The 20645-nt window shown below is 70.8% G+C and carries 17 protein-coding genes and 1 pseudogene; 2 read left to right on the plus strand and 16 right to left on the minus strand.

All coding sequences use genetic code 11. From position 1 onward, the window contains the following. Positions 1-40: 40 nt before the first annotated feature. The 7 genes and pseudogenes from H4W31_RS13410 to H4W31_RS13440 form a co-directional block, all read right to left on the minus strand. Positions 41-610 carry a DUF6939 family protein gene (locus H4W31_RS13410; protein WP_192766968.1) on the minus strand — a complete coding sequence of 190 codons (570 nt, stop codon included), beginning with the start codon at positions 608-610 and terminating at the stop codon, positions 41-43. A 118-nt stretch (positions 611-728) separates the two neighbouring features. After that, positions 729-2561, minus strand: coding sequence for an ABC transporter ATP-binding protein (locus tag H4W31_RS13415; protein WP_192766969.1), 1833 nt, complete (start codon positions 2559-2561; stop codon positions 729-731). 209 nt (positions 2562-2770) lie between these two features. Next, positions 2771-4696, minus strand: a complete 1926-nt coding sequence (locus H4W31_RS13420) for an ABC transporter ATP-binding protein (protein WP_192766970.1) — start codon at positions 4694-4696, stop codon at positions 2771-2773. A gap of 381 nt (positions 4697-5077) precedes the next feature. Then, positions 5078-5866: pseudogene (locus H4W31_RS13425) on the minus strand (DUF692 domain-containing protein); the annotation flags it as partial. A 14-nt stretch (positions 5867-5880) separates the two neighbouring features. Beyond that, positions 5881-6831, minus strand: a complete 951-nt coding sequence (locus tag H4W31_RS13430; protein ID WP_192766971.1) for a TIGR04222 domain-containing membrane protein — start codon at positions 6829-6831, stop codon at positions 5881-5883. Positions 6832-7028: 197 nt separating this feature from the next. Then, positions 7029-7541, minus strand: coding sequence for a methylated-DNA--[protein]-cysteine S-methyltransferase (locus H4W31_RS13435; RefSeq protein ID WP_404825587.1), 513 nt, complete (start codon positions 7539-7541; stop codon positions 7029-7031). Next, entirely contained in the window at positions 7538-9043 is a 1506-nt protein-coding gene (locus H4W31_RS13440; protein WP_192766973.1) for a DNA-3-methyladenine glycosylase 2 family protein, read from the minus strand. Before H4W31_RS13440 ends, H4W31_RS13435 begins: the two co-directional genes overlap by 4 nt. Positions 9044-9151: 108 nt before the next feature. Here H4W31_RS13440 and ychF point away from each other — a divergent pair, with 108 nt between their 5' ends. Continuing rightward, complete coding sequence (gene ychF, locus H4W31_RS13445; RefSeq protein WP_192766974.1) at positions 9152-10237, plus strand: redox-regulated ATPase YchF; 1086 nt, start codon at positions 9152-9154, stop codon at positions 10235-10237. Positions 10238-10279: 42 nt separating this feature from the next. Here ychF and H4W31_RS13450 read toward each other — a convergent pair whose 3' ends face one another. From H4W31_RS13450 to H4W31_RS13460, 3 genes are all read right to left on the minus strand, one after another. Next, positions 10280-10861: a Uma2 family endonuclease gene (locus H4W31_RS13450; RefSeq protein ID WP_192766975.1), complete on the minus strand. Its 582-nt coding sequence runs from the start codon at positions 10859-10861 to the stop codon at positions 10280-10282. 399 nt (positions 10862-11260) lie between these two features. Continuing rightward, entirely contained in the window at positions 11261-11623 is a 363-nt protein-coding gene (locus tag H4W31_RS13455) for a PH domain-containing protein (RefSeq protein ID WP_192766976.1), read from the minus strand. 41 nt (positions 11624-11664) lie between these two features. Further along, positions 11665-11976: a 4a-hydroxytetrahydrobiopterin dehydratase gene (locus tag H4W31_RS13460; protein WP_192766977.1), complete on the minus strand. Its 312-nt coding sequence runs from the start codon at positions 11974-11976 to the stop codon at positions 11665-11667. A 184-nt stretch (positions 11977-12160) separates the two neighbouring features. On the opposite strand from H4W31_RS13460, the gene H4W31_RS13465 reads away from it, so the two are divergent. Next, entirely contained in the window at positions 12161-12637 is a 477-nt protein-coding gene (locus H4W31_RS13465; protein ID WP_404825588.1) for a (deoxy)nucleoside triphosphate pyrophosphohydrolase, read from the plus strand. A 115-nt stretch (positions 12638-12752) separates the two neighbouring features. Here the strand turns inward: H4W31_RS13465 and H4W31_RS13470 are convergent, their stop codons facing one another. From H4W31_RS13470 to H4W31_RS13495, 6 genes are all read right to left on the minus strand, one after another. After that, a complete protein-coding gene (locus H4W31_RS13470) occupies positions 12753-13826 on the minus strand; it encodes a succinate dehydrogenase/fumarate reductase iron-sulfur subunit (RefSeq protein WP_192766978.1) in 1074 nt (357 codons plus the stop codon). Further along, positions 13826-15751, minus strand: a complete 1926-nt coding sequence (locus tag H4W31_RS13475) for a fumarate reductase/succinate dehydrogenase flavoprotein subunit (RefSeq protein ID WP_192766979.1) — start codon at positions 15749-15751, stop codon at positions 13826-13828. Before H4W31_RS13475 ends, H4W31_RS13470 begins: the two co-directional genes overlap by 1 nt. A gap of 12 nt (positions 15752-15763) precedes the next feature. Beyond that, entirely contained in the window at positions 15764-16585 is an 822-nt protein-coding gene (locus H4W31_RS13480) for a hypothetical protein (RefSeq protein ID WP_192766980.1), read from the minus strand. Positions 16586-16897: 312 nt separating this feature from the next. Next, positions 16898-17611 (minus strand): hypothetical protein, encoded by a 714-nt coding sequence (locus tag H4W31_RS13485; RefSeq protein WP_192766981.1) that lies wholly within the window; start codon positions 17609-17611, stop codon positions 16898-16900. 114 nt (positions 17612-17725) lie between these two features. Then, positions 17726-19120 (minus strand): TldD/PmbA family protein, encoded by a 1395-nt coding sequence (locus H4W31_RS13490; protein ID WP_192766982.1) that lies wholly within the window; start codon positions 19118-19120, stop codon positions 17726-17728. 67 nt (positions 19121-19187) lie between these two features. Further along, the gene (locus H4W31_RS13495) at positions 19188-20624 is read right to left on the minus strand and encodes a TldD/PmbA family protein (RefSeq protein WP_192766983.1); all 1437 of its coding nucleotides are present in this window, start codon (positions 20622-20624) and stop codon (positions 19188-19190) included. Positions 20625-20645 lie beyond the last annotated feature (21 nt).

Consider the following 20645-nt stretch of genomic DNA (forward strand, 5'->3'; position numbering starts at 1 on the left):
GGAGGCAACCCTCCGACCAGCACCGATTTCCCGCCGCCGGTCATCCGGCCCCGGGCGACTCCACGGGCCAGTTCCCCGACAGGTACCGCGCGACGAGGGCGGCGTGCGACAGCGGCGTACCCAGATCCGACACGTCCCCGTTGGTGGTGTAGTCCAGCAGCACCACGTCACGGTCGACGCTGATCCGGCGCAGTTCGGCGACCAGGTCGGCGGCGGGGTTCTCCAGGATCCACCGGTACGTCGGCAGGTAGACGCTCCGCCTCGCCTCCTCGTACGCCAGCAGCCGGTCGCCGGTCAGGCCGTTCCGGTGGCCACGCACCGCGCCGTGGCGGCGGACGGTCCGCTTCAGTCCCTTCATCGTCGTCACCCGCAGCCTGCCCGGGTCGACGTCGGCACCGTCGAACACCTTGAGCGCCTGCCAGATGCCCTCGACGGATTCACCGGTGTCGCCGGGGCTGAACGGCACGGGAATGCCGCCGTGCGGATAGAACGGGCTCAGCCGGACCCAGGGTGCGGGCCCGCGCGAGGTCACGTCGAGCACCAGGGCACCGCCTGCCGCCGCCTCGATCGCCACGGCCGACCGCCGTCGGCTCACCACCCGCACCGCCACCGTCGATCCCCCGTCTCCCGGTAACCCGTCCCCGGATGCTGCCGCACGGGTGTGACAGAGGTGTTAGGAAGGGGCCCTTCTTCTACAGAAAGCGCTAACAAGGGGCCCTTCCTTGCACTTAGAGCAGGGAGTCGCGCCACTGGCGGTGCAGGGTGGCGTACCGGCCGCCCCGGCCCACCAGGGTGCCAGGCGGGCCGTCCTCGACCACCCGGCCGCCCTCCAGCACCAGTACCCGGTCCGCCACTTCCACTGTGGAGAGCCGGTGCGCGATGACGATCGCGGTCCGGTCGGCCAGGATTGTCCGCAGGGCCCGTTGGACCAGCCGTTCGCTCGGGATGTCCAGGGATGACGTCGCCTCGTCGAGGATCAGCACCGCCGGGTCGGCGAGGAAGGCCCGGGCGAACGCGACGAGCTGCCGCTGGCCGGCGGAGAGTCGGCCGCCGCGCCGGTGCACCTCGGTCGCGTACCCGTCGGGCAGTGCGGCGATGAAGTCGTGTGCGCCGATGGCGTCGGCCGCGGCGATCACGTCGGCGTCGGTCGCTCCGGGCCGGCCGAACCGGATGTTGTCGGCCACCGAGCCGGCGAAGAGATGGTTCTCCTGGGTAACCATGATCATCGCGTGCCGGAGGTCGGTGTCGGCGACCTCGCGCAGGTCGATCCCGTCCAGGGTCACCGATCCCCGGGTCGGGTCGTAGAACCGGGCGACCAGCTTGGCCACCGTCGACTTGCCGGCGCCGGTCGCACCGACCAGCGCCACCGTCTGGCCGGCCGGGATCGACAGGTTCAGCTCCGGCAGGACCGGGGTGTCCGACCGGTAGCTGAACACCACCGACCGGAAGTCGATGGCGCCGCGCGGCGAGCCGACCGGCAGCGGACGGGGCCGCGCCGGCTCCGGTACGCCCGGCCGCTCGTCGAGCACCCCGGCCAGCTTCTCCAGGGCGGCGGTGGCGGACTGCAGGGCGTTGTAGAACTGGCTCAACTCCTGCATCGGCTCGAAGAACCGGCGCAGGTACAGCAGGAACGCCGCCAGGACGCCGATCTCCGCATGGCCGTCCAGCACCCGCATCCCGCCGTACGTCAACACCACCGCGATCGTCACGTTGCCGATCACCTTGATCGCCGGCGAGTACGTCGCGATCAGCCGGAACGCCCGAAGGTTGGCCCGCCGGTAGTCGTCGTTCAGGGCGGTGAAAATCTGTTGGTTGCGCGGTTCACGACGGAACGCCTGCACGGCCCGGATCCCGCCCAGCGACTCGACGAAGTGGACGATCACCAGCGCGACCGCCTCCCGGGTACGCCGGTACGCCTGCGCGGAGGCGTGGGCGAACCAGCGGGAGAGCCAGAGCAGGAACGGGAAGGCGAGCAGGGTGACGGCGGCGAGCGGCGGATCGAGCCAGAGCAGGATGCCGGCCACCGAGACGATGGAGAGCCCGGCGAGGACGAGGTCGTCGATCCCGCCGTCGACGAGTTCGGCGATCGAGTCCATGTCGCTGGTCAACCGGGCAACGAGCCGGCCCGAGGTGTAGCGCTCGTGGAAACTGACCGACAGCCGCAGGAAGTGGTCGTACACCCGCTGGCGCAGGTCGAGCAGGATGGCCTGACCGATCCGGGTGGAGAGGGTGAGGAAGCCGCGCTTGCCCGCGTACTCGGCGACGGCCGCGGTCGCGAACGCGCCGGCCACCGCGACCAGCGGTCCGGCGTTCCCGGCCCGGAGTGGCCCGATGGCCCGGTCGATGCCGACCATCACCAGGTACGGCCCGGCCATGCCGGCCGCGTTCTGTAGCAGGAGCAGGGCCACGGCGATGCCGATCAGTCGGCGGTGCGGGCGGACCAGCGAGCGGAGCAGGATCCGGCTGCGGGCCCGGAGCCGGGCGATGCCCTGCGCGGTATCGGTCTCGGCGGCGGTCCGGTCCGCCTCCGGATCGGCGGCCACCCCGCGCCACCGGGTCACATCGGCCGCCTCGACGTCCGGGACGGCGGCGGGCGGCGCGGAGGCAGTTGGCGCGGGAGCACGCGGGACGGAGGCGGGCGGCGTGGGGGCAGTTGGCGCGGGGGCACGCGGGACGGAGGCGGGCGGCGCGGAGAGACCGGGGGCGGGGGCGGGCGGCGCGGAGGTGGCCGACGGGCCGGAACTGCTGTCGTCGAGGGGCATGGCCGGCGTCACGACCTGACGAGTCCGAGGTCGTCGGTGTCCCCGGCGGCGGAGAGCACCGAGCGGTACGCCGGCACGGTGTGCAGCAGTTCGGAGTGGGTGCCGACCGCCGTGATCCGGCCGTCGGCGAGCAACGCCACCCGGTCGGCGAGCGCGATGGTCGACGGCCGGTGTACGACCAGCAGCGCGGTGGTGTCCCGGAGTATCCGGGCCAACGCCTGCTCCACCAACGCCTCGGTGTGTACGTCGAGCGCGGACAACGGGTCGTCGAGCACCAGGACCCCGGGTCGGCCGAGTACGGCACGGGCCAGGGCGAGGCGTTGGCGCTGCCCACCGGAGAGGGAGAGCCCCTGCTCGCCGATCCGGGTGGTCAAGCCCCACGGCAGGTCGTACACGAAATCGGCCTGCGCGACGGCGAGCGCGGCGCGTACCTCGTCCTCGTCGGCGTCCGGCCGGCCCAGGGTGAGGTTCTCCCAGACCGACATGGAGAAGAGGGTGGCCTCCTCGAAGGCGACCCCGACCCGGCGGCGCAGCGAGTCGAGCTGGATGTCGCGGATGTCCCGGCCGTCGAGGGTGATCCGCCCGGCGGTGACGTCGTACAACCGGGGCACCAGCGACAGCAGGGTCGTCTTGCCGCAGCCGGTGGCGCCGACGATGGCCAGCGTCTCGCCGGGCTGGACGGTCAGCTCGACGCCCCGGAGCACCGGTGCGCCCTGCGGGTAGCCGAACCAGACCTCGTCGAAGCGGAGCGCATCGCCCCGGCCGGTGCCGGCAGCACTGCTCAGCGCCACCGCCGCCGGGCGGTCGACGACCGTGGGCCGGGTGTCGAGCACCTCGTAGATCCGGTCTGCCGCGGTCATCGCCTCCTGCGCGGTGGCGATGATCCAGGCGAGCGACTCGATCGGCCAGATCAGCATGAGTTGCAGGGTCACGAAGGCGACCAGTTCGCCGATGGTCAGGGATCCGTGTGCGACGGCGACGGCACCGGCGACCAGTACCGCCCCGAGGGTGAGGTTGGGGATCAGGTCGAACTGGGCCGAGGTGCGGGCGAGCAGCCGACCCTTGCCGGTCGCGGTGTCGTGCAACTGGTGCGCACCGACGCCGAACCGGCGGGTCATCTCCGGTCGCCGGCCGAATGCCTTGATCGTGCGCAGGCCCTGCGCCGACTCCTCGATCAGGGTGGCAAGGTCACCCTGCTCGTCCTGAAGTCGTCGGGCCGCCGTCAGGTATGCCCGGGTGAACCGTCGCGTCGCCAGGAACAGCGGTACCGCACCGGCTGCGACCAGCAGTCCGAGCCCCCAGTGCAACGCGATCAGCAGCGTCACCACGCTCAGGAAGGTGGTGGTGTTGACGACCAGGAAGAGCAACCCGAAGGAGAGGAACCGCCGGATCACCGAGAGGTCGCTGGTGATCCGGGAGAGCAACTGTCCGGACTGCCAGCGGTCGTGGAAGCCGATGTGCAGCCGTTGCAGGTGGGCGTAGAGATCGTCGCGGATGGTGCTCTCCATCCCCACCGCCGAGGACGACTGCACCCAGCGCCGGATGAAGATCAGCGCGGCCTCGGCGAGCCCGAGCAGCAGTGCCAGCCCGCCGAGCCGGAGCAGGGCCGTCGGTTCGCGGTGCGCGATCGGGCCGTCGACCGCGTGCCGGATCACCAGAGGTACGGCGATGCTCGCCCCGGTCGCCGCGAACGCCGCGAGCAGCAGCCAGACGAGCTGGCCGGCGTACGGACGGAGGTACCGGCGCAGTCGCCAGAGGTTGCGGGGCAGTGGATTGGCCGGCAGCGGAACCCGGAAACGGCGCGCCGACCGGTGCGGCCGGGAGGACGGATCGGTACGTCCCGAAAACCGGGGCCGACACGTCGACAGTCTCGCGGTCAGCCGGGATGCCGGCAGGGCCCGGACCGTGGGGTCGTCGTCACGATCCGGCGCCATCCCATGACGGTAACGGCAAATTCTGGCCCTGGTTGAGTCGTGTTGCTGTCAGCTCGGCCGGGGATGCTGATGCCGTCGACGTCTGGCGGCCAGCCGGTCGGCCTGGATGCGGAGGCGTTCGACGTCGAAGCCGTCGGGTGCCGGCGCCGCCAGCACGAGGGCCCGGATCAACTCGGCGTACCGCTCGGCCAGCCGGTCGCGTGCCCCGCCCACCGAGGACGCCGACCGGTGCGGCGCCGGAAACGTCCCCACCGGGTCCGGCGCTCCCGCCCGGATGCCGGTGGCAGAGGAAGACCGCTGGTCGGTAAAAGTGGGAGGCCGCTGGTCGGTGGAGGAATACCGCTGGTCGGTGGTGGAGGGAGACCGCTGGTCGGTGGCGGACCCGACGACCCGACGGATCTGTCCGAGCGTGTCGGCCAGTACCTCGTCGCTGGGGTAGTCGCCGTCCCACTCCAGCAGCACGCCCGGGGGTCGGGTCCGCGCGCACAACTCGCCGAGCAGTTGGTAGACGTCGGCGGAGGGCGGACGGGTGTGCGTGTCGTGCCAGACCCCGTCCCGGGGGTACCCGCCCGCGACGTGCACGTACCCGAGGGCGTCCCAGGGCAGGCCGGCCAGGGTGTCGAGCGGGTCGACCGCCTGGTTCAGCCGGTTGGTGTGCAGGTTCGCCACGTCGACGAGCAGCCGTACGCCGGTCCGGGCGACCAGTTCGGCCAGGAACTCTCCCTCGGCGAGGTCGTCGTCGGGCCAGCCGAAGAGCGCCGCCACGTTCTCCAGGGCCAACGGCACCGGCAGCGCCGCCTGGGCGAGCCGGACGTTCTCCACCAGTACGTCGAGACAGTCCCGGCTGCGTGGCACCGGCAACAGGTGTCCGGCCTCGACGCCGTCGGCCCGGACCACTGCGATGTGCTCGCTGACCAGTGGCGAGCCGAGGAGTCGGGCACAGGCTGCCAGGTGCGCGAGCCGGGCCGGATCGGGCGGCTCCGCTCCGCCGAGTCCGAGCCCCACGCCGTGCGGGATCACGGTGACGCCCCGGGCGCGCAGCAGCCGGAGCGACTCCGGGATCCGGGGTGGACGGAGCCGTTCGGCGATCACCTCGACGAAGTCGACCCCGGGTAGGCGCTCCACGGTGAGGTCGATCTCCGGACGCCATCCGATGCCGATGCCCAACATGTCGCTCCGATCGGTCAACCGCCGCACCCGCAGCCGCCGCATCCACCGCCGCAGCCGCCGCAACCACCACCGCCGGAGCTCCCGTCGGCATCGTCGGGGACCGGCAGGGGAGGGTGCAGGGCGGTCACGATCGCCGGGTCGCCCAGTGCGGCCAGCCCGCACAGCGCCACGACGACCCCGACCGGCAGCAGCGCGCGACGCGCGGCGGACATCCGCCCGATCTCGCCCGACCGTTGCCGGAGGGCGTGATCGGCAAGCGGGGCGATCCAATCGTTGGGCGTGGTTCCCCGACTCCAGCCACCGTGAAAGCCGGCTCGTTCGATCGCCCGCTTCCCCTCCAGGTACGACTGGACGCCGACCGTGCCGGCCACCGTGCTCACGACCATCGCCGCGGCGGCGAGCCCCCAGTTGGCCGGTGGCAGCAGGGCGGCGACGGCGAGCAGTAGCCACGGGACGACGATCGCGGTGATGGAGAGGTCCCGCAGTGTACGTAGCGAGTTGCGGGCCGGCGTGAGTACCGAGCCCGGGGTCACCATCCCGCTGTCGAGCAGCCGTTGCCAGGTGTCGGCCATCGCCGGGCTGATGCCCACCTCGGACCGCAGTTCTGCGGCGGGCCGCTGCCGATGGGGGTGCTCCGCGAGTGCCCGCAGCACCTCCTGCTCCAGCGGATCGGCCGGCGCCTTCTGGTCCGCGACCGCGCTGACCTCACCCTCGCGAGAGATCCGCAGCACACCGTGGCGCATCAGCGTGACGATGGCCGTGTCGACGGCATGGTGCGCGCCGAGGTTCAGCCGGGCCAGGTCGTACGGATTGACGTCGACAAACGGGTCCGGCGCGGCGGGCGGCCGCCACTGTCGTTGCTGGACCTCGGCCAGTCCGGCCTCGACGGCCGCCCAAGCGCGGGCCCGGTCCCGCAGCATCACTGCGACGAAGAGCAGGGCCATCAGCCAGAACACGACGATCATCTGTGGCTCCCGGCGGAGTCGTCCGAGCCGAGTCGATCCGATCCGACCTGCGGTCCGGGTGCCGTCACGGGCGAGTAGCCAGGCGAGCCGGCAGCGCCGGACCGGCATGATCGGAGTCGGAGGGCTCGGTATCAGCGTATTCCGCCACGGCATCCAGATTGAGGGTGGAATTGCCGTGTTCTGAGAGGACGATCGGCCTAGAGCGCGTCTCGGGACCGCTCGTGGTCGAGCAGCCAGGTCTTCACCGGGAGCCCCCACCGGAAGCCGCCGAGGCCGCCGTCGGTACGCAGCACCCGGTGACACGGTACGAAGAGTGCGGCCGCGTTGCGGGCACACGCCATCGCCGCCGCCCGGACCGCCCGGGGCCGTCCGGCCAGGCCGGCGAACTCCGTGTACGTGATCGGCTCGCCCGGTTTCACCTGCCGCAGCGTGTGCCAGGCGTGCGCCATGAACTCGCCGCCGGTGTACTGCGTCACCGGTACCGCGTCGATCGCGGTCAGCTCCCCGTCCAGATAGGACCGGACGGCCGAGGTGACCGGGCCGAGGTCGGTACGGGCCCGTAGCGAACCCCGCAGCCGGGGGTGTACGAGTGCGAGCAGCCCGTCAGCGTCGGTGGTGAAACCGGCGGCGTGCACCACGCCACTCGAATCGGCCAGGACCGTCAACCGTCCGGTCGGGGTGTCCATGCCGGTGCTGTACAGATCGTTCACTGTGCTCTCCATAGTCTGATCACCGCGTACGAGCGCCAGGGCCGCCAGCGGCCGGCGTACGCGTCGAGGGTCGACGGGGTGTCGGGGAGGCCGAGTGCGGCGGCGCCCCGACGTACTCCGAGGTCGGTCGGGAGGAAGACGTCGGGATCGCCGATACCGCGCATCGCGACGTAGCCGGCGGTCCAGGCGCCGATCCCCGGCAGCGAGGTCATCCGCTGGACCATCTCCGCCCGGTCCGCGCCCGGATCGAGGTCGAGTTGCCCGGTCGCGACCGCCTCGGCCAGGGCCCGGATGCTGGCGCGTCGGGCGGTGGGCATCCCGAACGCCGAGTCCGGCAGCGCCAGCACCTGCTCGGCGGAGGGGAACGGCCGCAGTCCGGCCGGCCCGCCCGGCTCCGATCCGGACTCCGGCGGGGAGGTGGCCGGCGTGCCGCCGACCAGTTCTGAGGACGCGGGTACGGCGGTGGCCGCGACGATCCGGGCCAGCACGGTACGGGCCCCGGCGACGGAGACCTGCTGGCCGACGATCGCCCGTACGGCCATCTCGAAGCCGTCGACCGCCCGGGGGACCCGTACCCCGGGCTCCTTCGCGACCGACTCGGCCAGCGCCGGGTCCTCGGCCAGCAGTGCGTCGACGGCCTCCGGGTCGGCGTCCAGGTCGAAGAGCCGGCGGCAGCGGGCCACCGCCGGCGCCAGGTCGCGGACGTCCGTGAGCCGCAGGGTCGCCCCGACGTAGCCGGGCAGCGGGGTCAGGTCGACCTCGGCCGGGCCGTGTGGCAGGAGCAGCCCCCGGCGGTACGACCCGCCACCGACCTCCTCGATTCCGGGTATCGCGCGGTGGGCGAGGAAGTCGAGCAGCGCCTCGGCGTGCAGCGGTGCCCGGAACGCCAGCCGGAGGTTGATCGCCCCGGGCGTACCGCCGGCCGGTTCGGTGGACCGGCCCCGGGCTGCGGTACGCAGCTCGGAGGGCGCCGCCGCGTACACCTCGCGGATCGTGTCGTTGAACTGCCGTACGCTGCCGAAACCGGCGGCGAAGGCGATCTCGGCCAGGCCGAGGTCGGTCGTCTCGACCAGGATCCGGGCGGTCTGGGCCCGCTGTGCCCGAGCCAGCGCGAGCGGACCGGCGCCGACCTCGGTGACGAGCATCCGGTGCAGGTGCCGCTCGGTGTAGCCCAGCCGGCCGGCCAGTCCGGGTACCCCCTCCCGGTCCACCACGCCGTCGCCGATCAGCCGCATCGCCCGTCCGACGACGTCGGCCCGGACGTTCCAGTCCGGCGAGCCGGGAGCGGCGTCGGGCCGGCACCGCCGGCAGGCCCGCAGGCCGGAGCGTTGCGCGGCGGCGGCCGACGGAAAGAATCGGACGTTCTTCCGCTTCGGGGTCATCGCGGGGCAGGACGGACGGCAGTAGATGCCGGTGGTGAGTACGCCGGTGTAGAACCAGCCGTCAAAGCGCTGGTCCCGACTGTCGACCGCCCGGTAACACCGCTCGAAATCCAACTCCATGCCTCGATGGTGCCCCGCCTGTAGCCGGATGACTCGCGGAAATCGGACCTGGTCGTGCGCCGCCCGCTCGGTACGGCGGTGTTCGGCTGCCCAGTACACTTGCGGTCCGTGAGCCTAACCATCGGTATCGTCGGCCTGCCCAACGTCGGCAAGAGCACCCTGTTCAACGCGCTGACCAAGAACGACGTGCTCGCGGCGAACTATCCGTTCGCCACGATCGAGCCGAACGTCGGCGTGGTCGGGCTGCCGGACGAGCGGCTGGGCAAGCTTGCGGAGATCCACGGCTCGCAGAAGATCCTTCCCGCTCCGGTCTCGTTCGTCGACATCGCCGGCCTGGTCCGGGGTGCGTCCAAGGGCCAGGGCCGGGGTAACGCCTTCCTCGCCAACATCCGCGACGCCGCCGCGATCTGCCAGGTCGTCCGGGTCTTCTCCGACCCGAACGTGGTGCACGTCGACGGCAAGGTCTCACCGGGCGACGACATCGAGACGATCAACACCGAGCTGATCCTGGCCGACCTCCAGACGATCGAGAAGGCGCTGCCCCGGCTGGAGAAGGAGGCGCGGGTCCGCAAGGACCGGGCCGCCGCCGTCACCGCCGCGAAGAAGGCCGCCGAGCTGCTCGACACCGGGGTCACCCTGTACGCGGGCGCGGCCAAGGCTGGCATCGAGGTGGACGAGCTGCGCGAGCTGCACCTGCTGACCACCAAGCCCTTCCTGTACGTCTTCAACGTCGACGAGGCGGAACTGGGCAACGCCGAACTGCTCGACGAGCTGCGCCTGTTGGTCGCCCCGGCGGAGGCGATCTTCATGGACGCCAAGGTCGAGTCGGAGCTGACCGACCTGCCCGCCGACGAGGCGCGGGAGCTGCTGGAGTCGATCGGGCAGTCGGAACCCGGCCTCGACCAGCTGATCCGGGTCGGCTTCCGGACGCTCGGGCTGCAGACGTACCTCACCGCCGGGCCGAAGGAGGCGCGGGCCTGGACCATCTCGGTCGGGGCGACCGCGCCCGAGGCCGCCGGTGCGATCCACTCCGACTTCCAGCGCGGCTTCATCAAGGCCGAGATCGTCTCGTACGGCGACCTGGTAACCGCCGGCTCGATGGCCGCCGCCAAGGCCGCCGGTCGGGTACGGATCGAGGGCAAGGAGTACGTGATGCAGGACGGCGACGTGGTGGAGTTCCGCTTCAACGTGTAGTGAGGCTCCGCTTCCGCCTCTGGCGGAGACTGTGCTCCCCGCTCAGCTCCTGCGTCCGGGCACCAGCCTGTCCAAGTCGAGCTTGATCGCGAACGGCGTGGGACTGCACAGCTCGTGGCGATGGACTCCGGTCGGCGCGTACGACCGGGTCGGTCCGTCGAGCTCGTAGGTGTGAACGACCGGCGACTCGTCTTCTTCCTCGACGCGCCAGTAGTTTGCGATACCAGCTTCTGCGTACTTGCGCAGCTTGACCGTCCGATCGCGGTGCGCCGACTCCGGCGAGACCACCTCCACCACCAGAAGGATCGTGTCAGGTGTGTAAAAGGTACGGTTCGCAGCGTAGGGCGCCGTTGTGGCGATAAGGTCTGGTTCGGGACGATTCCGTTCATCGAGTCGGATCGTCATCTCCCGCTCGACCTCGATGCCTGCCGGTGCCTGTTCGGTAAGCGAGAGCACCAGTGCGGTGACGAGCCGACCGTGCCAGGCTCGCTGAGGGGACATCATGAAGACGAGCGCTCCATCGATCAGTTCGGTGTGCCGCGGCGCTTCGGGAATCCGGTCGAGGTCGTCGGCGTACCAGCCCTCAGGGCGAGGCGGACGCATCCACTCGGGCACCGCGGTCATGCCCTTCACCGTAGCATTCGGTAACGACGGTCTGGCTCTCCTGATGTTGCAGCTGACGGAACGTGATGGAGTTCCGCTTCAACGTGTGACCTCTGGCCGTTCGACCAGGCCAGGAGGGCGGCCCGTGGATCTAGCAGGAAGCCTGTGCAGCCTGCCGCGTTCGACGCTCGGCCTCGCTGGTGAAGGACCGGTAGCCGCTACTTCCCGGTCGCGGCCGGGGTCGAAGGCCATGGTGAATTTTGCGGATCATCGGCTTCCCTGATCATCCGCTGTGGACGCTGTTCGTGGACGGGGCCGACGCCGTGACATCGAGGATGTCCCGCTGGGTGGGGCAACCCGGCTGACCTGTCGTCTCCATCAATGGCCGTTCAGGCGACGCATGCGTGAACAGCCCGTCGGTCACGAGATGTAGTGCAGGATCACGTTGTGCACGTGGTGACTCTTCTGGTCGCCGCGGAACTCCACCTCGTAGGTGTGGGTGCCGACGTGGATGGCGATGGCACCGGTGGAGAAGAACGAACCGCCCCAGGACTTGTTGCTGACCACGCTCACGCTGGTGATCTTCGAGTACGGGATGCTGGTGATCGCGAACTTCTTACCGACGAACGACTTGTCCTGGATGATCACTCTTCGGTCGGTCAGGCCGATGAATCCGGTGCCCGCGCCGATCGCGTCGTAGACGGCGATCACCTGCTCTCCGTCGAGCAGTCCGCTCTGGATCTGCTTGAGCTGTTCCCGACGGTCATAGCTGACGTCTGCCATGATCCGAGAGTAGAAGGGCCCGGCCACCCCGCCAAGATCCGTCAGCTCGGGCTGGTCACCGCGCGGTAGACGTCCTCGATCCGGGCGGCGAGGGTGACCTCGCCCTCGGTGATCTCTCCGGCGTCCCGGGGACCGATCTTGATCTGCGTGTGCCCGTCCAGCCGGCGGATCTCGGGCCGGAGGTGCAGGGCGTCCGCGATGATCTTCACGCGTTCGGTGAGCGCCGCATGCTGGGTGTCGTCGAGGATGAGGGTCCGTTTGATCTGCTGTCCCTCGCGGGTCCAGCCGCCCAGTAGGGTGAGTGCGTCGCTCAGGTAGTCGCGGTCCATCCGGCCACCCCACAGAGCACGCATCGCCATACCTCCCAGGCGTCGTTGCCGGCTTGTGGCCAAATCGTCGCCATCCTGTGTCTCGGTCGGTGCTCCCTAGTCTGTCGCTGAGGGGCTGGTGTGTCCACGTCCACCCTTCCGTGTTCTATTGACCGTGGGGCCGGCTCCGCTACCCGAATTCCCGATTGATCTGGCACGCTGGACGCCCGTGCAGACCGAATGGGCGAGCGGTAACGGCCGTGACGAGCCGACTGGGGGATTCGCCGGCCAGGGCCGGCGGGAGCCGAAGGTCGTGGTGGGGGCGGCGATCATCGTCGCCGGGCGGGTACTGGCCTGTGCCCGGTCCAGTCCACCGGAGACGGCGGGCCGGTGGGAGTTTCCCGGCGGCAAGGTCGAGCCCGGGGAGACCGAGGTGGCCGCGCTGGTCCGGGAGTGCGCCGAGGAACTCGGGATCCGGGTCGAGGTCGGTGATCGGGTCGGCCCGGACGTCCGGATGGGGCACGGCCGATCGGTCCTCAAGGTGTACGCCGCCCGGCTGGTCGGCGAGGATCAGCCGCAGCCGCTGGAGCACTCCGAGCTGCGCTGGTTGCGCCCGGAAGAGCTGGACAGCGTGCCGTGGCTGCCGGCGGACGTACCGGTCGTGGCGGCCCTGCGCCCGGTCCTCGCGGCGACGGACCCGTCCTGATCCGGCCGAGACGCCGACGCGGCGGCATGCGCCCGGTCGGCACACGGGCGGCGTCCGCCCAGACGAAACGGGGGCGGCCGATCGGCCACCCCCGCCCGTCGCGCCAGATCGGAGCTCAGTCCTTCTGCTCCGGGTGGCTGTAGTTGAGTCCGTCGGCCGGCAGCGGGAACGTCACGTCGTCGCCGAACGGTGACGGCGCGGCCGCCCGGTCGAAGGTGAACTCGCTGATCGGCAGGCGACCCCGGGAATCCGTCGACGGCGCCGTCGGATGCGGAACCTGCCGGTTCCAGTGCACGCCCCGCTCGGCGTCGGCCTCGGACTCGGAGTCGTGCGACCCGCCGCCCACCGAGTGCACCTCGCCGAGATTGTCGGGATCGCGCGGGGTCTGGTCGCCCTCGCTCTGCCCACGTCGGAAGATCTTGCTACCCAGCCACACAAGAGGATCGTACCGTCGGTCGACGACGCGTTCCTTCATTGGGATGATCGCGTTGTCGGTGATCTTGATGTGCTCCGGGCAGACCTCGCTGCAGCACTTGGTGATGTTGCAGAAGCCGAGGCCCTGCGACGCCTGTGCGTACTCCTTGCGGTCGCTCTTGGTGTCGAGCGGGTGCATGTCCAGCTCGGCGGCCCGGATGAAGTAGCGCGGCCCGGCGAACGCCTCCTTGTTCTCCTCGTGGTCCCGTACCACGTGACAGGTGTTCTGGCACAGGAAGCACTCGATGCACTTCCGGAACTCCTGCGACCGCTCGACGTCGACCTGCTGCATCCGGTACTCGCCGGGGGCGAGGTCGGCCGGCGGCGCGAAGGCGGGCGTCTCCCGGGCCTTCTCGTAGTTGAACGAGACGTCCGTGACCAGGTCCCGGATGATCGGGAAGGTACGCAGCGGGGTGATGGTGACCGTCTCGGTCTCCTCGAACGTCGACATCCGGGTCATGCAGCCCAGCCGGGGCATGCCGTTGATCTCCATCGAGCAGGAGCCGCACTTGCCGGCCTTGCAGTTCCACCGGCAGGCCAGGTCGGGCGCCTCGGTCGCCTGGAGCCGGTGGATCACGTCGAGGACCACCTCGCCCTCGTTGACCTGGATCTGGTAGTCGGTCAGCTCGCCACCGGACTCGTCACCGCGCCAGACCTTGAAGCTGCGGGTCGTGCCGGCCTTGCCGGTGCCACCCGTACCGTTCGGCTTGTCCATTACTTGGCCGCCTCCTCAGCGTGCGCGTCCCCGGTGAGGGCGTCGAAGTCCGCCAGTTCCTCGTCGGTCAGGTACTTGGACAGTTCGGTGCGGTCGAAGAGCTGGATCAGCTCGGCACGGATCTTCGGCAGCGGCTTGTGCTCCAGCCGTACCTTGTCGCCGTCGAGCGAGCACACCAGGTTGACCGTGCGCCACGTCGGCGCCATGGTCGGGAAGTCCTCCCGGGTGTGCCCACCCCGGGACTCCTCGCGCTCCAGGGCGGCCCGCGCGGTGCACTCCGAGACGACCAGCATGTTGCGCAGGTCGAGCGCGAGGTGCCAGCCCGGGTTGTACCGGCGACCGCCGGCCGCGCTGACCCGGGTCACCCGGTCGCGCAGGTCGGCCAGTTTGACCAGCGACTCCTCCAGCTCACCCTTGCGCCGGATGATGCCGACCAGGTCGCCCATCACCGCCTGGAGGTCCTGCTGCAACGTGTACGGGTTCTCCCCGTCCTCCCGCTCCAGCGGGGCCAGGGCCCGGTCCACCGCGGCCTCGACGTCCGGCGCCGACACCTTCGGCCGGGCGCTGAGCCCGCTGGCGTACGTCGACGCGTGCTCGCCGGCCCGCTTGCCGAAGACCAGCAGGTCGGAGAGCGAGTTCCCGCCGAGCCGGTTGGAGCCGTGCATGCCGCCGGAGACCTCACCAGCGGCGAACAGCCCCTGCACGTGCCCGTGCGCCGCGCCGCTGTCCGGGTCGACCTCGACGCCGCCCATCACGTAGTGGCAGGTCGGGCCGACCTCCATCGGCTCGGCGGTGATGTCGACGTCGGCCAGCTCCTTGAACTGGTGGTACATCGACGGCAGCCGCCGACGTACCTCCTCGGCCGGCAGTCGGCTGGCGATGTCCAGGTAGACGCCGCCGGCCGGCGTACCCCGACCGGCCTTGACCTCGCTGTTGATGGCCCGGGCGACCTCGTCGCGGGGCAGCAGCTCCGGTGGACGCCGGTTGTTGTCCGGGTCGCTGTACCAGCGGTCCGCCTCCTCCTCGGTCTCCGCGTACTGCTTGCGGAAGACGTCGGGGACGTAGTTGAACATGAACCGCTTGCCCTCGGAGTTCTTCAGTACTCCGCCGTCACCCCGGACCGACTCGGTGACCAGGATGCCCTTCACCGACACCGGCCAGACCATGCCGGTCGGGTGGAACTGGAGGAACTCCATGTTGATCAGCGTGGCGCCGGCCCGCAGCGCGAGCGCGTGCCCGTCCCCGGTGTACTCCCAGGAGTTCGAGGTCACCTTGTACGAGCGGCCGACGCCGCCGGTGGCCAGCACGACGGCGGGCGCCTCGAAGAGGACGAACTCGCCGGACTCGCGGTAGTAGCCGAACGCCCCGGCGATCCGGTCCCCGTCGAGCAGCAGCTCGGTGATGGTGGTCTCGTCGAAGACCTTGATCCGGGCCTCGTAGTCGCCGTATTCCTTCTTGTCCTCCTGCTGCAACGAGACGATCTTCTGTTGCAGGGTACGGATCAGTTCCAGCCCGGTACGGTCACCGACGTGCGCCAGCCGGGGGTACTCGTGCCCACCGAAGTTGCGCTGCGAGATCTTCCCGTCCTTGGTCCGGTCGAAGAGCGCGCCGTACGTCTCCAGCTCCCAGATCCGCTGTGGCGACTCCTTGGCGTGCAGCTCGGCCATCCGGAAGTTGTTGAGGAACTTGCCGCCCCGCATGGTGTCCCGGAAGTGCACCTGCCAGTTGTCCCGGCTGTTCACGTTCCCCATCGCGGCGGCGGCACCGCCCTCGGCCATCACCGTGTGGGCCTTGCCGAACAGCGACTTGGAGATGATCGCGGTCCGCTTCCCGGCGAGCCGGGCCTCGATCGCCGCGCGCAGGCCGGCGCCGCCGGCACCGATGACGACGACGTCGTAGTGGTGTCGTTCGATTCGGGTAGTCATGTCAGAGGCCCTTTAGTTGATGAACCGCAGGTCGTCGAACCAGTTGGCGGAGAGCGCCATGACGTAGAAGTCGGTGAGCGCCAGGGTGCCCAGGGTGATCCAGGCGAGCTGCATGTGCCGGACGTTGAGCTTGGAGACGACGGTCCAGAACCGGTAGCGGACGGGGTGCTTGGAGAAGTGCTTCAACCGGCCACCGGCGATGTGTCGGCACGAGTGGCAGGAGAGCGTGTACGCCCAGAGCATCACCACGTTGCCCAGCAGGACCAGGTTGCCCAGCCCGAAGCCGAAGCCCTCGGGGCTGCGGAAGGCGAGGACCGCGTCCCAGGTGTTGATCAGCGAGATGATCACGGCGGCGTAGAACGCGTACCGGTGCAGGTTCTGGCCGACCAGCGGGAACCGGGTCTCACCGCTGTACGTCTTGTGCCCGTCCGGCACGGCGCAGGCCGGCGGCGAGAGCCAGAACGACCGGTAGTACGCCTTGCGGTAGTAGTAGCAGGTGAGCCGGAACAGCAGCAGGAACGGCAGGGTCAGCGCCGCGTCCGGGATGATCCACCAGCCGGGCAGTACCCGCCCGAAGTGCGCGGCCTCCGGGATGCAGCTCTCCGTGACACAGGGTGAGTAGAACGGGGTCAGGTAGTGGTAGTCCTCGACCCAGTAGAAGTCGTGCATGAAGACGCGCACCGTGGCGTAGGTGATCCAGGCGCCGAGCCCGACCACCGTGATCAGCGGCGCGAACCACCAACGATCGGTACGCAGGGTTTTTGCCGCGATGGCGGCGCGTGAACGCGCGCCCCCCGGCAGTCCGGCCATAGGTGGGGCCGACCTCGTAGTCATCTATGTCTCCCTGACGGGGCCCGGTCTGGCTGACGGGCACGGATGGTGTTTCCGGCGGGGCGCGCGGGCAGGGGAAGCCCCGCAGCCGCGCTACCTGCGTCCGCGTCGGTGCACACGTTACGCCGCACGCTGACGGGCACATGCGCAAGGGAGTCTCGCGGGTTTCTGGTCGGTTACGAAAGTCCTGTCGGGGGATCCGGGCACGGTTGTGCAGAACTTCACTCGACGACACCGTCACTCGGTGTCCGACGTCGCCACCTGCTGCGCTGTCCCCAGAGGCTGCTTCGGACGCGCGTCCGGGTCAGTCGCGGTTCACAGGTCGGGTGCGGCGAGCCGGCGGGCGGCGGCGCCGCACGAGTCCGGGCCGCGCTCCAGCCGGTCCAGCACCGGACGGCCGGCGTGGTCCTGCGGCGCGATGAAGAACGCCGGGTCGCCGTTGGTCACCTGCCGGTCGAGGGCGTCGGCGTAGCTGCTCCGGGCGTCGACCAGTTCCCGCCACGACTCACCCCGACCGTCGCGACGGTCGTCGTCGTCCTCGTCCTCGCTCCACCAGCCGCGTAGTCGCTCGATTTCGGACAGGAACGGCTGGACAGCGGCGTTCTCGTCGCGGATCGCCGCCGCCCGCTGACCCGGGTTGGCAGCCGCGCCGGGCGGATTCAGCCGGTTGAGGCGTTTCTCCAGGTCACGGCAGGCGGACTCGGCCCGGGACTGCGCCGTCCGTTCGAGGTCGGCCTCGCGGGCGAACCGGCCGAGGCCGGCGGCGGCCGCGCCGAGACAGCCACAGACCAGCAGGACCAGCACCGCCGCACCCGCGATGCCACCACCGACGAGCCAGCGGCGCCGTCGGGCGGCCGGGTCGAGGGGACGCCGCGCCGCCGCGGACGGCTGGCCGCCCGAACCCGGGGGTACGTCGGCGGTGCTCCGGCCGGCCTGCCCGGCGGCATCCGGCGGTACGGAATCACCCGGCCCGCCCCGGGCAGGGGCGCTCGCGTCGTCCTCGGCGTGGGTGGTCGCGTCGTCCGTCACACCACACAGTCAAGCATCGACGCGCGAACGGGGCATCCCCGCGACGTGTCACCCGGGCGGTCCGGACATCCCGCAGTACGACCGGTACCTCCGACGATCAGCGTGTCCCCGGCCTCAGCCGGAGGCGCCACCGGTGAAGTTCCACGAGGCCAACCGCAGTGGCGGCGCCGACCACCACGCGTTGCTGAAGGTCTGGGACTGGAGAGCGGTGTGCCGGCCCACCCCGAGTACCGCGCCGGGCGCGAGCGCCTGCGGATAGGACTGGGTGAACCGGAAGTTCTGTACGGCCGCCGCGACCTCGCCGTCCTCGATCAGCCAGACGCCGTTGCGGGTGAGCCCGGTGACGACCAGGCTCCTCGGATCGAGTACCCGGGTGTACCAGAGGTCGGTGACCAGCAGTCCCCGACGTACCTGCGCGACCAGTGCGGCGGTGTCCGAGTCGACGATCGGACCGGAGACCTCGCCCGCCCTGGTCAGGCCGTTGCGCGACGGGGCCGGTACCAGCCTGAGATGCAGCGGTACCGCCCCGGTCGCGGCGCCGCCCGGTACCGCGTGTCCGGTGCTGGTGACGCCGGCGCCGGCCTCGGCTGCGGTTCGCCGGTCGTGCGCGACGGACGTGGTGACGCCGTGCTCGACCAGCGCGACCGGCACCCGGGCGGTGCCCTCGGCGTCGAACGGCAACGCCGGACCGGCCAGCGCGTCGTCCACCAGGGTGACCGCGCGGTCGAACTGCTCGGCACCGGGCACGGCGAAGGACCTCTGCTCGTTGTACGCCTTGCCGTTGAACCCGTACGTCGCGAGATTCTGTAGGAGGTCGGCGACGGCGGTCGGCTCCAGCACCACCTCGTAGCGCCCGGGGGGCAGTTCGACCGGTGCGACGCCGGCCCGCGCCTTCACCGAGGCCCGGGCCCCGAGCACCCCGCCGGCCAGGTCCGCGAGCCGGAACGAGCTGAGTCGGGCGACTCCGTCGGCTCCGCCGCACCGGGCGATCCCGTCCATCGCGGCCTCGGTGTGCCGGCCGGTCACCGCGTGCCCGGCGGTGTTGGCGAACGCGCCCTCCCGATGGCCGGTACGGCAGTAGCCGGCCGCCTCCAGGCCGCCGGCCGTCTCGACGAACTCCCGTACCCGCTCGGCCCGCTGGTCGTCGGAGGCCGCGGCGGTGGACTCGTCCCAGTTGCCGGTGCCGTTCAGTTCGGTCGGCGGGGTGAGGCCCGGCCAGCCCGGGTCGGGCGGGCAGTGCCGGGCCGCCTCGACGGTACGTTCGACGAGGTCGCGTAGTCCCGCCGAGCTGACCACCGTGGACGAACCGCTGGCGGTCCGGCCGTCGAGGTGCAGCCGCAGCCGTACCGAGGTGGCGGCCTCGCCCATGTTCTGGTGGATGAAGGAGTTGGCGAACCGGGTCAGCGCCAGGTCCGCCCGCTCGGTGCCGACCTCCGCCTCCGCACCGGACCCGGCAACCTGTCGGACCAGTTCGACGACCTGACCGGCGAGGTCGAGTGGGGATGTCATCGCCGTCTCCCTTCCCTCGCGTCCATCGATGTCCCCGCGCTCAGCGGTGCCGGCTCACTCCTCGCGCTCACCCACGGACTCCGACCCGGACGCCCGTGAACCGGGCCGGGGCGGCCGGATGTCCGGTGTGGCCTATCTGACCCGGCTGGCCCTTGCCGCAGTTCGGCGTCCCCCAGGCGACGGTCTCGGAGGAGAGCATGTCCATCGAGCGCCAGAAGAGCGGGCCGATTCCGGTGTAGGTCGGGTTGCGCAGCATCCGGCCCCGTCGGCCGTTCTTGATCTCCCAGCCGATCTCGCAGCCGAACTGGAAGTTGAGCCGCTTGTCGTCGATCGACCAGGAACGGTTGAGGTCCATCAGTACGCCGTCGTCGGTCGCCGCGATCATCTCGTCCAGGGTGTGCGGACCGGGCTCCAGGCCGACGTTCGTCATTCGTACCATCGGCAGCCGGGCCCAGCCGTCGGCCCGTACGCTGCCGGCGTAGTCCAGACCCGCGATCGCGGCCGAATCGCGGCCGGCCAGCGTACCGACCCAGCGACCCTCGCGGACCGCGTCGCGCCGGGTTGCCGGGGTGCCCTCGTCGTCGAAGCCGAAGCTGCCCAGCGCCCCCGGAATCGTCGGGTCGATGGTGATGTTCATCAGCTCGGAGCCGTACCGCAGCGCGCCGAGCTGCTCCAGGTCCAGCCAGGAGGTGCCGGCGAAGGCGGCCTCCCAGCCGAGGATGCGGTCCAGTTCGATCGCGTGTCCCACCGACTCGTGGATCTGTAGCGCCATCTGTTCGCCGCCGAGGATGAGGGTGGTCTCACCGGCCGGGCAGAGCGGCGCGGTGACCAGCTCACGGGCCTCCTCGGCGATCCGGGCGGCGTGCGCGGTGAGGTCGAGCCCGTCGACGAGTTCCCAGCCCTGGGTGCCGTACTGGCCCCGGTAGCTGGGGTAGGAACGCCGCTGGGTCTCGCCGTCCCCGATCACCGTGGCCGAGATCCCCGCGCCACACTCCCGGATGTGCTGGTCGATCCGGTGCCCCTCGCTGGAGACGAACCACTTGCGGGTGTCCCAGATCTGGTACAACCCCTCGGCCTGGTCGGCGCCGTGCTCCTGGGACGTCCGGGTGGCCCGGACCAGCAGGTCGCCCTTGTCCGACAGCGGTACCGAGAGCGGGTCGACGGCACACGGAGAACTCCACGAACCGGTGCTGGCGGGGATCGGCACGAGCTTGCTGCCGGGGCCGGCGACCCGGCCACTGGCTGCGGCGATCCGGGCGGCCCGCTCACCCGCCGTCCGGGCCGCCGTGGCGCTCAGATCGGGTACGGCGTAGAAGCCCCAGCCCGAGCCGACCAGCGCCCGTACCCCGACCCCGGCGCTCTCGTCCTGGGTGACGGACTCGATCTCGCCGTTGCGGGCGGTCATCGACTCGTAGCGGCGGTGCATCACCCGCGCGTCGGCGTACCGGGCTCCGGCGTCGAGGGCCGCCTGGACCGCCGCCGTCGCCACGTCGAACTCGGTCATCGGCATCTCCTCGCTGCGCTC

This window comes from Plantactinospora soyae (assembly GCF_014874095.1).
Lineage (GTDB): Bacteria > Actinomycetota > Actinomycetes > Mycobacteriales > Micromonosporaceae > Plantactinospora > Plantactinospora soyae.

Coding starts and splice junctions, on each gene's coding strand:
- H4W31_RS13490 (WP_192766982.1), bottom strand. CDS start 19,120: ATGACATCCCCACTCGACCTCGCCGGTCAGGTCGTCGAACTGGTCCGA.
- H4W31_RS13420 (WP_192766970.1), bottom strand. CDS start 4,696: ATGGCGCCGGATCGTGACGACGACCCCACGGTCCGGGCCCTGCCGGCA.
- H4W31_RS13470 (WP_192766978.1), bottom strand. CDS start 13,826: ATGGACAAGCCGAACGGTACGGGTGGCACCGGCAAGGCCGGCACGACC.
- H4W31_RS13430 (WP_192766971.1), bottom strand. CDS start 6,831: ATGATCGTCGTGTTCTGGCTGATGGCCCTGCTCTTCGTCGCAGTGATG.
- H4W31_RS13460 (WP_192766977.1), bottom strand. CDS start 11,976: ATGCGTGCTCTGTGGGGTGGCCGGATGGACCGCGACTACCTGAGCGAC.
- H4W31_RS13480 (WP_192766980.1), bottom strand. CDS start 16,585: ATGACTACGAGGTCGGCCCCACCTATGGCCGGACTGCCGGGGGGCGCG.
- H4W31_RS13455 (WP_192766976.1), bottom strand. CDS start 11,623: ATGGCAGACGTCAGCTATGACCGTCGGGAACAGCTCAAGCAGATCCAG.
- H4W31_RS13440 (WP_192766973.1), bottom strand. CDS start 9,043: ATGGAGTTGGATTTCGAGCGGTGTTACCGGGCGGTCGACAGTCGGGAC.
- H4W31_RS13475 (WP_192766979.1), bottom strand. CDS start 15,751: ATGACTACCCGAATCGAACGACACCACTACGACGTCGTCGTCATCGGT.
- H4W31_RS13495 (WP_192766983.1), bottom strand. CDS start 20,624: ATGACCGAGTTCGACGTGGCGACGGCGGCGGTCCAGGCGGCCCTCGAC.
- H4W31_RS13450 (WP_192766975.1), bottom strand. CDS start 10,861: ATGACCGCGGTGCCCGAGTGGATGCGTCCGCCTCGCCCTGAGGGCTGG.